General features: G+C 43.9%; 11 protein-coding genes. 8 read left to right on the top strand and 3 right to left on the bottom strand.

Translation table 11 applies throughout. From position 1 onward, the window contains the following. Positions 1-117: 117 nt before the first annotated feature. The 8 genes from I6E61_RS13635 (at position 118) to I6E61_RS13600 (ending at position 10,766) form a co-directional block, all read left to right on the top strand. Complete coding sequence (locus I6E61_RS13635) at positions 118-1,464, top strand: cytosine permease (protein ID WP_197135248.1); 1,347 nt, start codon at positions 118-120, stop codon at positions 1,462-1,464. Next, positions 1,461-2,261: a carbon-nitrogen hydrolase family protein gene (locus I6E61_RS13630; RefSeq protein WP_197135247.1), complete on the top strand. Its 801-nt coding sequence runs from the start codon at positions 1,461-1,463 to the stop codon at positions 2,259-2,261. The genes I6E61_RS13635 and I6E61_RS13630 overlap by 4 nt, the downstream gene beginning before the upstream one ends. Further along, positions 2,258-3,001 carry an MBL fold metallo-hydrolase gene (locus I6E61_RS13625; protein WP_197135246.1) on the top strand — a complete coding sequence of 248 codons (744 nt, stop codon included), beginning with the start codon at positions 2,258-2,260 and terminating at the stop codon, positions 2,999-3,001. The genes I6E61_RS13630 and I6E61_RS13625 overlap by 4 nt, the downstream gene beginning before the upstream one ends. A gap of 91 nt (positions 3,002-3,092) precedes the next feature. Further along, the gene (locus I6E61_RS13620) at positions 3,093-4,814 is read left to right on the top strand and encodes a 5-guanidino-2-oxopentanoate decarboxylase (protein WP_197135245.1); all 1,722 of its coding nucleotides are present in this window, start codon (positions 3,093-3,095) and stop codon (positions 4,812-4,814) included. Positions 4,815-4,905: 91 nt separating this feature from the next. Next, on the top strand, positions 4,906-6,699 hold the full coding sequence (gene dld, locus I6E61_RS13615) for a D-lactate dehydrogenase (RefSeq protein WP_197135244.1): 1,794 nt from the start codon (positions 4,906-4,908) through the stop codon (positions 6,697-6,699). 1 nt (position 6,700) lies between these two features. Continuing rightward, positions 6,701-8,107 carry a YjiH family protein gene (locus I6E61_RS13610; RefSeq protein WP_197135243.1) on the top strand — a complete coding sequence of 469 codons (1,407 nt, stop codon included), beginning with the start codon at positions 6,701-6,703 and terminating at the stop codon, positions 8,105-8,107. A gap of 185 nt (positions 8,108-8,292) precedes the next feature. Beyond that, entirely contained in the window at positions 8,293-9,822 is a 1,530-nt protein-coding gene (locus tag I6E61_RS13605; protein ID WP_227685951.1) for an aldehyde dehydrogenase family protein, read from the top strand. 332 nt (positions 9,823-10,154) lie between these two features. Next, positions 10,155-10,766, top strand: a complete 612-nt coding sequence (locus I6E61_RS13600; RefSeq protein ID WP_194196792.1) for a TetR/AcrR family transcriptional regulator — start codon at positions 10,155-10,157, stop codon at positions 10,764-10,766. Between the two features lie 135 nt (positions 10,767-10,901). On the opposite strand, the gene I6E61_RS13595 is transcribed toward I6E61_RS13600, so the two are convergent. The 3 genes from I6E61_RS13595 to I6E61_RS13585 form a co-directional block, all read right to left on the bottom strand. Then, positions 10,902-11,555 (bottom strand): DsbA family protein, encoded by a 654-nt coding sequence (locus I6E61_RS13595; RefSeq protein ID WP_197135242.1) that lies wholly within the window; start codon positions 11,553-11,555, stop codon positions 10,902-10,904. Positions 11,556-11,671: 116 nt separating this feature from the next. Next, positions 11,672-12,223, bottom strand: coding sequence for a carboxymuconolactone decarboxylase family protein (locus tag I6E61_RS13590; protein WP_197135241.1), 552 nt, complete (start codon positions 12,221-12,223; stop codon positions 11,672-11,674). Between the two features lie 360 nt (positions 12,224-12,583). After that, positions 12,584-13,405: a sterol desaturase family protein gene (locus I6E61_RS13585; RefSeq protein WP_197135240.1), complete on the bottom strand. Its 822-nt coding sequence runs from the start codon at positions 13,403-13,405 to the stop codon at positions 12,584-12,586. Positions 13,406-13,411 lie beyond the last annotated feature (6 nt).

Below are 13,411 nucleotides of genomic sequence, written 5' to 3'. Positions count from 1 at the left end.
TGGTTAAATTAGGAGCATAGGGTAGCTATCCAAATATGATATATGACCGGATAGCTGCATCGTCACCAGTACAATTGGCTTGCTGGTATGAATACAACTCGGTTAAGGAAGATGCTCATGAGTAAACCTTCTTCATTTTTTGGTCAAGATACGCTCTCTCCAAATGAGGCTGGACACAGTTTAGGTTCGATTGGTACGTTTGCACTGTGGTTCGGTGCCAATATCGTCGTCACGACTATTCTAACTGGTATGTTATTAGTCCCTGATTTACGGTTTACCACGGCTATAACGACGGTACTCATTGGCTCATTAATCGGTGCCATTCCGCTACTATTAGTTGGCCTGATGGGTCAGCGAACTGGCCTGCCTTCAATGGCGCTAACGCGTAGAGCTTATGGGCCACTGGGTAGTCAGTTGATTTCACTGGTAAACATGGGTGTGCTCATCGCGTGGAGCTGTATTCAGGCTTTGCTCGCTGGTATGAGCCTTAACTATGCCGTTGAAGCTACCACAGGTTATAGCAATCTGCCACTATTTGTCATTCTGTGTGAGACAGTCGTGGTGTTGATTGTATTACGTGGTCATCTCGGTATCGAGCTTGTCGAACGCTGGGCTGCATTAGCAATGGCAGGTCTTACAGTGGTGGTGCTCTATCAGTTAAATCAGCATTATGATGTGTCTACACTGTTTGAGATGCCCGTTGAATCGCGTAATGGTATTACGCTAGGTATCGCTTTTGATATCGTCATCGCCACTGCATTTTCGTGGATGTCCTCAGCAGCTGACTACAATCGCAATTGTAAGACATCTAAAATCGCAGTATGGGGTACTTACTTTGGTTATATCATAGCGGCCATCGTTGCCATGGGCTTGGGTGCGACAATTTCAGGGCTTTCTATTCTAAACGGCATGGAGCAGACTTATGATCCGACTCGCTTGCTCGCTGAGTTTGGTTTTGGTTTACCCGCTGCACTGGTTATTTTCTTCTCAGTCATGACAACCAATGTGATGGCCGTGTATAGCGCCACGCTATCATGTATGAACATCGCACCTAATATGAGCTTTTGGAAACCTGCACTTATCATTGGTTTAGTCACTATTTTTGGTGCACTGATTCCTGGTATTTTAGATCAGTTCCAAAACTTCTTGTTAATCGTCGGTGCACTGTTCATTCCAGCATTCTCAGTCATGATTGTGGATTACTATCTTGTTGGTCAAGAAGGCTATACGGAAAAGCTGCTTAATTCTACTAAGCAATTAGGCCGTCCTACTGCAAAAATTGCTATCGTGGCTTACATAATGGGTGCAGCGCTTGCCGCTTACTGGACCTTGATAGCACCGCCATCTTTTGGAGCCTCGTTACCCGTCTTTATCATCACTGGTGGACTCTACTGGTTAGGTGCAACTTTATTCACTCGTCCTAATAGTGCGATCACTTCTGCTCAAAAGGAGCCTTCATTATGAGATTGATGATTGCTCAAACGGATCCTTTATGGGCTGAGCCTACTGTTAATTTAGCAGTATTGGAGTCACTCTGTCGCTTAGCAGCAGAAGCTAAAGTGGATTTATTGGCCCTGCCAGAGCTAGCATTTACAGGCTACAACATCTTTGAGCGCCTTGATGATCTCGCTGAAGCGATCGACGGTCCAATCGTCACCGAAGCTGCCAAGCTTGCTGATAAATACAACGTGCATTTGCTATTTGGTCTGGCTGAGCAGGGGGCTAATGGTGAGTTGAGCAACGCTGCTGTATTGTTAGATGACAACGGTCAGCACCTTGCCACTTATCATAAGCGACATTTATGGGATCGCGAAAATGACTTCTTTGCCGCAGGTAAGCAATCTTGTGTGGTGGATACTCGATTCGGTAAATTAGGAGTGATGATTTGCTATGACAATGAGTTTCCAGAAGTAGCAAGAGAGCTGGCGCAAGCAGGGGCGCAAATCATATTATCACCTACGGCAAATATGTTGCCAAATGCAGAGCGTCAGGTGCTACAAATCCGCGCGCGAGCAATGGACAATCAATGTTTTGTTGCTTGTATCAACCGCTCAGGTATGGAAGAAACGCTTCATTACTGTGGGAATAGCATCGTCGCTGGTCCTGATGGTGAGGTAATCGGTAGACTTGGTTTATCGGCAGGCACCATGATAGTAGATATCGATCTCGCCTGCATTGATGAGAGTCGCACGCATCAAGACTATCTTAAAGACCTGCGTGTTCTTAAAGATACTCATGTTGTTAATGGAGCGGACTCATGAGTGAGCAATTATTACCACGTATCAAACCAGAAAACTGGTATCGAACAACCACCCTCAGTGATGGTATTACGCTCATCGATGAGCCGTGGATTAAGCCGTTTTTTCGCTGTAATCTGTGGCACGTGCGAGGCAGTCAGCGAGATTTATTAGTAGATTTTGGCTTAGGTGCTGTACCATTGCGCCGCCACGTTGCTTTGCTCGCTGATCGCGATATTGTTGGTGTTGCCAGTCATACGCATTTTGACCATATTGGCGCGGCAAATGAGTTTGAATGCTGTCATGTACATTCTGCTGAAGCCCACATTCTCGCTGAGCCAGACAACGCTCGCACCTTGGCTGATATGTTTGTCAATGATGAGATGTTTGATGCGCTACCTCCTGAGCCTTATGCTCATTGTGGCTATAAAATCGCTGCCCCAGCGAAAATTATGCAACTTGAGGATGGGGATGTGATCGATTTGGGCAATCGTCAATTTGAAGTAATTCATACGCCTGGTCACTCCCCAGGTGGTATCGCCTTGTGGGAAGCTGCTAGCGAAACTTTGATTTCTGGTGATCTTATCTATGACGGTCCATTAATCGAAGATACATGGCACAGTAATATGTCTGATTATGCCAAGAGTATGCGCCGCTTAAATGCATTGCCTGTACGAGTTGTCCACGGTGGTCATTTCCCTAGCTTCTCAGGCAAACGTTTAAATATCATGATTGATGATTGGTTACGTCACCATGGTTTGTGATTGATAGCATTTAAGACATATTTAAAAAAATCGCGAACCAATATAAAAATCTTAACTTAATACTTATTACATTTTTCAGGATGAAAAACTCATGACCCAATTGACGCAAATGTCTTCTGACGTATCTACAGTCCCATCTCTAACCTGCGGTGAGCTGCTAGTACAATGGCTAGAATATTATGGTGTAGAGACTGTATTTGGTATCCCAGGCGTGCACACAGTAGAGCTGTATCGTGGCCTGCCTAATACTGATATTCGTCACGTAACACCGCGTCATGAGCAAGGCGCTGGGTTTATGGCGGATGGCTACTACCGTGCTTCTGGAAAGATTGGGGTTTGTTTCATTATTACTGGCCCTGGTATGACCAATATCATGACGGCAATGGCACAGGCACTCGCTGACTCTATACCGATGCTAGTGATATCTAGTGTGAATAAAGTAAAAGATACCGGTAGTGAGGAAGGGCACTTACATGAGCTGCATGACCAGCAGGGCATGGTCAGTAAAGTTGCACTCACGAGCAAGACCATCTGGCAACCAGAAGCACTACCGAAAGTCATCGCAGAAGCCTTTGCTCTATTCAATGGTGCACGTCCGGGACCAGTACACATTCAGTTGCCTATTGATGTTATCACTGCCGATGCCAGCCACGTGGCTAAGCCGCCTAGCATAAACGACTCTAAAGCTAGCCAAGCTGATAGTGTCGCTCTAACGCTACCACAAGTCATGAGACCACTGCCTAATCCTGCGCAGCTTGATTTAATCGTTGAGACGCTAAAATCAGCAAAGAATCCGGTCTTACTTTATGGTGGCGGCTGCGTTGATGTCGATAGTTCGGCACAGAAACTGGCAGAGCTGATCGATGCGCCGACGTTTTTGACGATTAATGCCAAAGGTTTATTACCACCTGCTCATCCGTTGAGTTTAGGCAGCAACCAGTCATTAGCGGCAGGTCGAGCCGTTATCACCGAGGCTGATTTGGTATTGGCCATTGGTACTGAGCTTGGTGAGACGGACTATGATGTCTTCTTTAATGGCGAGTTTAAAATCAATGGCACGTTGATTCGTATCGACTGTGATGCTCAGCAACTGCATCGTCCTTTTAGAGCCGATATCGCGGTATTGTCCGATGCGCAAATGGCCGTTAGCGGACTCTGCACACGTTTAGAAAGTCAGAAGTTGGATAATCAAGCAGCAGTGCGAGTCGCTGAGGCAAAGCAGGCATTGTTAGCAGATATGACGCCAGAATTTGCTGGTCAAAATGCACTGCTTCAACTTATTCGCGATGAAGTGAAAGACGTCATCTTCGTTGGTGACTCGACACAAACTGTCTATAGTGGCAATCTTGGCTTTGAAGCATTGGCGACCCGTAGATGGTTTAACTCATCGACAGGGTTTGGCACGTTAGGTTATGGCTTGCCCGCTGCTATTGGAGCGATGGTTGGCTCAAAATCGCCAGTGGTCAGCCTAATGGGTGACGGCGGTATTCAGTTTACTATTGCAGAACTCATCTGCGCCGCCGAGCTTGAACTACCCTTGATTGTCCTACTATGGAATAACCAAGGTTATGGTGAAATTCGCCGCTATATGGAAGAGGGTGGTTTGCCATTGATTGGCGTCAATATTAAGACACCGAACTTTGAACCTTTAGCAGCAGGATTTGGCGCTGGATATCGCAGAATTACTGATAAACAGCAATTGCTAGAAGCTTTGCAACAAGACATCAACGGTAAGCAACCGATTATTTATGAGATTGATGAAACCGATGCATTTGTCACTGAGATGGGGCAGAGCTTTACCTGCTTTAGTTAATGGTAATGGCTTAAGCGGATGATAATGACTTAAGTTGACAATAATGATTTAAATGTACGAAAGGCTGGTCACTCAAGGAAAAACGCCTGTAATGTTAAATGTTCACCACTCGTCTAATAGTTTGAATGTATCGCAGGCGAGCTTGTTAGCAGACTTAGTGACCGTTGCTGGCGTGTCCAATGTAATGACAAAGCCGAGCCAACAGCAGTCTTATGTACAAGGTGCTATAGAAGCGAGTGCAGATAATGTGTTGGCTGTCGTGACCCCAGACAGTTTAGTAACTCTATGGCGTGTCATTAATCTTTGTGCAGCAGCGGATACGATTATTATCGCTCAAGCGGCCAACACTGGCCTAACAGGTGGCTCAACACCTTATGGTGAGTATGATAGACCACTGGTGGTTATCTCGATGCAGTCATTGCGCGGTGTGCACTTACTCAATGAGGCGACAGAACTCATTGCCTTGCCAGCGGCGACCCTGCAGCAATTAGAGTCTACCCTTGCGCCTTTAGGGCGTGAGCCACATTCAGTGTTGGGCTCTAGCTGTGTCGGTGCCTCTGTGATAGGTGGTATCTGTAACAGCTCTGGCGGTATGCTGGTGCAACGTGGACCTGCGTATACCGAGATGTCGCTGTTTGCCCGACGCAATGCCTCAGGACAGTTTGAGTTAATCAACCATTTAGGGGTTGATTTAGGTACACATCCAGAGGAGATGCTTGAAAATCTAGAGGCTGGCACGTTCAAGGAAAATTTGGATAGTGCGAACAGTAAAGCCTGTACCAACCATCAGTATCAACACAAAGTACGTGATTGCGAAGCGGATACACCTGCTAGATTTAACAATGACCCTAATGGTCTGTATGAAGCGTCTGGTTCAGCAGGCAAAGTCATCATATTTGCTGTGCGAGTGGCGACCTTTGCCAAACCGACACAAGAGCAAACATTCTACATCTCGACCAATGACGCAGATACCTTGACCACGCTCAGGCAACAGTGGCTAAAAAGTGCATTGAATCTGCCTGTGTTGGCAGAGTATATGCACAAAGACTATAACGACATTACCATGCGTTATGGTCGCGATACATGCTTAAGCATGCGAAAACTCCCTGCTAGCAAGATAGGCGAGTTATATCGGCTACAAACGAAGATTGGCTATTATTTGGACAAATGGCGATTGCCACAGACTTTGCCTGACCGTGTGCTACAGATGGCTAGTGTCTTTATGCCGCCATCGTTGCCAAAACCCTTGGCTAAGCAATCGCAAGCATATCGCTATCATTTGATTATCAAAGTGGCAAATGGTTGTGACAATGGGAAAGGTAATGATGACGGCAACGATAGCGCCAGTCATCAACATATTGCCGCAGCGCAAGCATTTTTACAGTTGCATATGCAGCAGCATGAGGGCGCATTGCATCTTTGTACTGAACAAGAAGCGCAAGCGTTATTGGTGTTTCGTAGTGCTGCCACGGCTGCTATGTTCCGTTATCACAACCTCAACCACACAGAGTTTGGTGAGCTGTTGTCTACCGATATTGCCTTGCCACGGAATGCCGTAGATTGGGATGAGTCTTTGCCTAATCACTTACAAGAACGGGTAAGCAAGACCTTTTATTTAGGGCATTTTTTCTGCCATGTTATGCATCAAGACTACCTGCTACATCCTGAAGTAGATTCAAAAAAATTCAAGGACGACATACTGGCGTTTTATGATCAGCGTCATATCGAGTATCCTGCTGAGCACAATGTGGGCCATGTATATACCGCCAAACCTGCATTACATTCTTTTTATAAAAAACTAGATCCAACCAATTCGCTTAACCCAGGTATTGGTCAGACAGAAAAATGGAAAAACTGGCAATCATCGCCCATTAAGGAGAAGTGAAATGACAAACTATATGGATAAGTCGCAGCAACCGATTTTAGGGAATAATACTGTCGATCCAGAAACACCAAAAGCAGGACAGTGGCGTGCGGCTATGTGGAAGTTTTTATTGTTTTCAGCATTAGGTATTGCGCTATTTATCATACCGTTTCAGTGGGATGGTAAGGTCACGATTTTATTGGGTGTGTTGACCGATACGCTACAAGCCGCGTTAGGCGGGTTTGTGGTCTATATCGCAATGGCGATCGTATCGATTTCCTTCATAGGGGCTTTGGCGGTCAAAGTATTAAAACCCACTTTGCATGAAGAGTCACCAGTAAAAAAGCTCTTTGATGTTGATTGGTTTTGGTTAGCCACTCGCTTCTTGGGCATGTTGTTTGTTTGGATGATTTTTTTACAAGTCGGCCCTGAGTTTATTATCAACCGTAATACCGGTGGTGTCATTTTTGAAGACTTGATTCCTATTCTGATTCCTTTATTTTTCTTTGCTATTTTATCGCTGCCGTTTTTGACAGACTTTGGTTTGATGGAGTTTTTGGGAACGCTTGCCAGTAAAGTATTTATCAAGCTTTTCAAGCTACCAGGTCGTTCTGCTGTCGATGCGATGTCTTCTTGGTTTGGCGCAGCTTCTATTGGCTTGCTGGTCACCATGCAAGAGTATGACAAGAGTTTCTATAGCCAGCGCGAAGCAGCCGTCATTGCCACGACCTTTTCGGTGACGTCTATTGCCTTTACCTATGTAGTCGCAAAAACCATCGGCGTAGATAACAATTTCGTCTACTTTTATCTGACTATTGCTTTGACTGGTTTCATCGCTGCGATCATCATGCCGCGCATACCGCCATTGTCACGCAAACCTGATACATATCATTCGGGCAAAAGTATGCTAGATGAAGGGATCCCTGCTGAGTATTCAACTTATCAATGGGCAGTGAACCGTGCGGTGACTCGTGCACACTCTATGCCTAGCTTAGGTCAGGTGTTCAAACGCAGTGTAAACAATTTGTTTGACATCTACTTTGGCCTAATCCCTGTGATTTTTGCTATCGGTACGATTGGACTTGGTCTAGCAGAGTACACGCCTGTCTTTAATTGGTTAGCGACACCACTAGTACCTTTGCTTGAATGGTTACAGATCCCAGAAGCAGCAAAAGCAGCACCTGCCATGATTATGGGCTTTGCGGATATGTACTTGCCAGCCTTGGTGGGTAAAAGTATCGAGAGTGAGATGACACGATTTATCGTTGGTGCCTGTTCTATTACGCAGATTATTTATATGTCTGAAGTGGGTGCGCTGATTTTAAAATCTAACATTAAGCTTAATGTCTTAGAGCTATTCTTAATCTTTATGCTTCGTACAATTATTAGCTTGGTAGTAATCACGTCTGTGGCGCATCTGCTGTATTAGTAACACGTCCAATATTGATAAAGTATCTAGCCTAAGCAAATAATCGGTTTTTCTTTAATCAGATAAGCCGATTATTTTGTTAATAGTATTACGAGCGCTAGACATAAAAATATTCAATGAATAAAAAAATACTTATATAACAGCAGATGTAGATAACTTTATAAGAAAATAAAAGGCAATTAACCATGATGGAAACGATGAACTCTCAGGAAATAAGTAGAGAAAGCGCCATACAAACCGTCCAAGATGAAGTGATGCTGAATGCCGCTTATATCAATGGAGACTGGATGACGATTGAAGCGTTTACTGCTGACTCTGACCAAGCCGACGCTGATAAAACAAACAACCATGCTTTGTATGATTCAAATTCTGGCGAAATAATAGCCATTACTTGTTTGTGCACCCAAGCCCATGTAGACATGGCGGTCAACGCTGCTAGCCAAGCATATCCGTCTTGGTCACAAACGGCGGTAAGCGAACGCGCAGGCTATCTCAATGCCATTGCAGATGTGATGGAACAGCAGTTTGATAAGTTGGTTGGGTTGTCTGTATTAAATAATGGTAAGCCGACGGAAGAAGCAAAAATAGACGTCAGTGATGCTATTGCTTGCTATCGTTATTATGCCAACCTCATCATAGAGCAGCCCACTTGGTCTGAAGTGTCAACGCTCGAATCAGGCATACGCTTGCTAAAGACCTATGCACCTGTTGGTATTTGTTCCCTTATCGTGCCTTGGAATTTTCCAATGGTTACGACCGCTTGGAAGGTAGCGCCAGCCATAGCAGCAGGTTGCACTGTGATCTTAAAGCCATCTGAGGTGACATTATTGCCAGAGCTAATGTTGGGCAATATTTTATCTGAGGTAGGACTGCCAAAAGGGGTGGTCAATATCCTACCCGGTGCAGCTGAAGTAGGCGCTGCCATGACCAGTCACCCGCTAATTGATAAAGTCTCCTTTACTGGTAGCAACGTAGTCGGTGAAAAAGTCATGACCCAAGCGGCAAAAGGTATCAAGGATATCAGCCTAGAGCTTGGCGGTAAGTCTGCCATTGTCGTATGTGCGGATGCAGATATCGATTACGCTTGTGATTTAATCATCGGCGGTATATTTACAAATGCCGGTCAAATATGTTCGGCCACTTCAAGGTTGCTCGTTCATAAAGACATTGCTCATTCATTATTTGAAACGTTGAAGGCCAAGACAGAAAGCCTCAAAATAGGTGATGGCTTCGCTGCGGATACGCAAATTGGCCCAATGGTTAGTGAACAGCAGCTCAATCAAGTAAAAAAATACTTTGATATTGCAGTGAATGAAAACATTGAGTGTCTGACAGGTGGTGAGACAGTAGCAAGCTCAGGGTACTTTGTGAAGCCAACGATTTATACGGACGTACCAGTGACCAGTCAGTTATGGTTAGAAGAGATCTTTGGACCAGTATTAGTATGTAAAACCTTTGCAGAGGAAGCAAAAGCCATCGCTTTAGCCAACGATAGTAAGTTTGCCTTGGCAGCTTCTATTGTCAGTGCTGATGAAACCAAAGCGCTGGAGATAGCGCTACAAATTCAGGCTGGCCATATTTGGATTAATGAGCAACAAATTGTGTTGCCTGAAACTGGGTGGGGCGGGTTTAAACAAAGTGGTATCGGACGTGAGCTAGGTACGGATGGTTTGTCTGCTTATCAGAAAAGCAAGCATGTATTATTGCCTCATTAAGATAGAGTCACATTCATGTAAATCGACTAAATCGTCCATTCTCGCTTGATGGGCTACTCGTACTATCTGCGCTTGGTCTGCTTGATCTGCTTGGATTTCTTGTGTCAACACTAGATTGAACCGACTATAGCAGACCTGTCTTAACTATATAGAAAGGACTGATACCACCCTAAGGTCAGTCCTAAATCTATCGCTAATAGTTACCATAAGTTTCATTGCGTAAAGTAACTTTACTAGACTAGAACCACCATTCGGGATAAAATTGAACAATCATTCAAATTTATTGCTATGGCTATGTATATATAAGCCATTGCTTGTGTAATGGAAAAAATATGTCACGTACCGCACTTTATAATCGTCATGATTCCTTAGAACGCGCCTTAAAGCTTTTTTGGCAAAAGGGTTTTCATGCTACCTCCTTAAAAGACATAGAATTGGCGCTTGATATGCGTCCGGGCAGTATTTATGCCGCGTTTGGTAGTAAAGATGGCTTGTTCCAAGAAGCTTTAGACTATTATGCTCGTTCAGGGTTGACTGAGCTTGAACGGATATTGAGTCAGCAGCCATCTCCCTTATTGGGATTGGCAGCTTACTTACGTCAGCTTGGTGGTATTCGTGACAAAGAGCTACCGAGTCGAGCGTGTATGCTAGTCAAAAGCTTGCTAGAACTGGGTGCCCGTGAGCAAGCGGCACTACAAAAAGTAGAGATGCTGCTGGCAGGTATGGAGACACGTTTTGTCGGTTACTTTACCGAAGCGCAGCGGTTGGGGGAGATGGATAGCGAGCTAGATCCGCTAAGATTAGCACGCCGTTTACAGGCCGAAGTGATGGGGCTGCGAGCTTTTGCACAGCGTGATGTAGACAGTGCAGCAGTACATGCATTGGCTGAAGATATGGCACTCTCTATAGAAGCGCTACGTATCGATGAACATGCTACTGTTTAATCTTTATACTATTAAAAACTAATATCATTAGAAGTTAGCACCATAAAAAAGAGTTGTAGAGGAACTGTATAGTCTCGGGCTACACAATTCCTCTACAACTCTTAATGTTATAAAACCAACCATCATTCAAATGAATTAGTCTGGCATGTCAGCCAATTGTTGCAAAATGCTCTTATAATTTTCAATACCTTGAGCACCGCTGATGAGGTGACGCTCATTGAAAACCATAGATGGCACACTTTGAATGCCTTTTTGCTGCCAGTGTTGTTTTTCTTTTTCTACTGCTGTAGCAAAACGCTGCTCTTCTAAGACCGCTAATGCTTCGCTGCGATCCAATCCGATATCTGCTGCGACATTTGCGAGTACGGTACTGTCAGCTACGTTTTTATTATCGACGAAGTGTGCGACGAACAATGCTTGTTTTAGGTCGTGCATACGTCCTTGCTGATCGGCCCAATACAGCAACTGATGCGTATTAAAAGTATTGTAAGTACGAAACTCATCGGTAAACTGAAAATTAAACCCAGCTTCTGCACCTGCTGCTGTCATTCTAGCTCGGTTCTCTTTAATGTCCTCAGCAGTTGTACCGTATTTCTCCATAATATGCTCACGATAGTTTCGTCCTTCGTGCGGCGTATTAGGATTTAACTCAAATGGGTGCCAGTGAATCTCGTGCGGCGTGTTGGTTTGTTTTAATGCCTCGGCTAATTGACTATAGCCGATAGCACACCAAGGACAGACCACATCCGACACAATATCTATTCGTAATGGTTTTTGTGAATCACTCATAGCGGCTCCTTATTGTATGCTTATATAAATTGTCTTTTTCTATATTATATATAAGAAGCTATCCTAAATTAGATAATCTAGGACAGCCCTTTATCTTTTTATATAATTAGACAATTTTATGCTTTATGCCATTCGAACTTTTGGAAAGGCTTGTCGATTGGCGTGTTGGCCAAATGGTTAGTATAGTTACTCATGACTTTTTGCGCAGCAGCCAAGATAACTTCTAATATTTGACGCTTAGTGTAGCCTGCATCTAAAAACGCTTGAACAGCGCTGTCATCAACGTTACCACGATTACGGACTACAGATAGTGTGAAGGTACGCAATGCTTCCAATTTTTCAGTTGGTAGTGGCGTTTCATCACGTAATGCATCAGTGATAGCGTCATCTACTTTCATGCTCTTAGCAATACCAGTATGTGCAGGTACACAGTAATGGCAAGCATGTTCAACGTTGATAGTTTGCCATACCACAGTGGTTTCTTCATCATCAAAGCTGCTGTCTAAAAACAGTTGATGTAGACGTTGATAGCCTTCGAGCAAGCCAGGTGCTTCAGCCATTACAGCGTGTAGGTTAGGTACCATACCAAATGCTTTGATAGAAGAATCAAGTAAGTCTTTGCTTTCTGCTGGGGCTGTGTCTTTGTCGTGTAGAGTAAAATCAGTCATATTAAAACCTTTTATTCATTATTAATAAATTGTTGTAAAGTAAGTGTGCAAGTGACTAAAGAAACAAACATTTATTTGAGCGAACACTCATATTAATAAATGATATTTTCGTGAGTCGCTTAACAACTACAACCACTATAATTCATTTTGAGCAATCGTTCAAATATTATTTGAACGATTGCTCAAGTTATTTGTAAATTTCGTTTACATTTAGAACGGGTTAATAAAGTAATGATTGTGAAGGCTTTGATAGATAAGGGTTTACAAACACAATAGATATTAAAAAATTTACCCTACCTAAAAGTGAATTTTAGATAAGGTCACAGGTGAGTTTGGTCATTTTACGATTGACCGATAAGTTTACTTGCTTTTAGAAGGCTTACCTTTGGGAGGTTTATCTTTGAATGGCATGATGAGCAAATTCCATAACGATGCATTTTGCTCGGGTAATGGATACTCTTTTAGACCAATATCCAACTCATGATCAGATTTTTTGGCCTCACTCTTATAGCTGCCAAACAGCTTGTCCCACCAAATAACGCTAAAACCGTAGTTTGAATTGGTCTCGCTCACACGTTTACTGTGGTGGATACGATGCAAAATCTGGGTCATCAATATTAAGCGCAAGGGCTTTTCGATCGCAGGTGCTAGGCGAATATTGGCGTGATTGAACATCGCCAGTCCATTTAGGGCAATCTCAAAAATCAGCACGGCGATTGCAGGCACCCCCAACAAGGTGACAGCAATAAGCTTCACTACAATGCTCAATAAGATTTCTATAGGATGAAATCTCAGCCCCGTACTGGTATCAATGTGCGCATCGGCATGATGTACTCTATGTAAGCGCCATAGAATAGGGACGCGATGAAACAGTCGATGCTGCCAATAGATAACGATGTCAAGCAATAGCAAGCTCAGTATGATGACTACAATACTTGGTAATTCAATGATATTAAATAAGCCGATACCATGCTGTTGGTTGTATAGCGCTACAGCTGTCAGACCAATAGGTACGGCCAACCGTGTGACAATAGAAGCTGCAACCACCAAGCTAAAGTTAGCAAACCAGCGTTTACTACTTTTGATTGGGGATTTACGTGCAGGCATACGCCATTCAAGCATCATCATGATGACTAAGACGCTAAAAAAAACGCCAAGTCTCCACCATACTTCATTTGTCATTGGTTA

It is taken from the genome of Psychrobacter sp. NZS113 (assembly GCF_015864825.1).
In the GTDB taxonomy this organism is placed as follows: domain Bacteria; phylum Pseudomonadota; class Gammaproteobacteria; order Pseudomonadales; family Moraxellaceae; genus Psychrobacter.
Note: the sequence above shows the minus strand (reverse complement) of the source record. Positions and strands in the feature narration are given on the sequence as shown.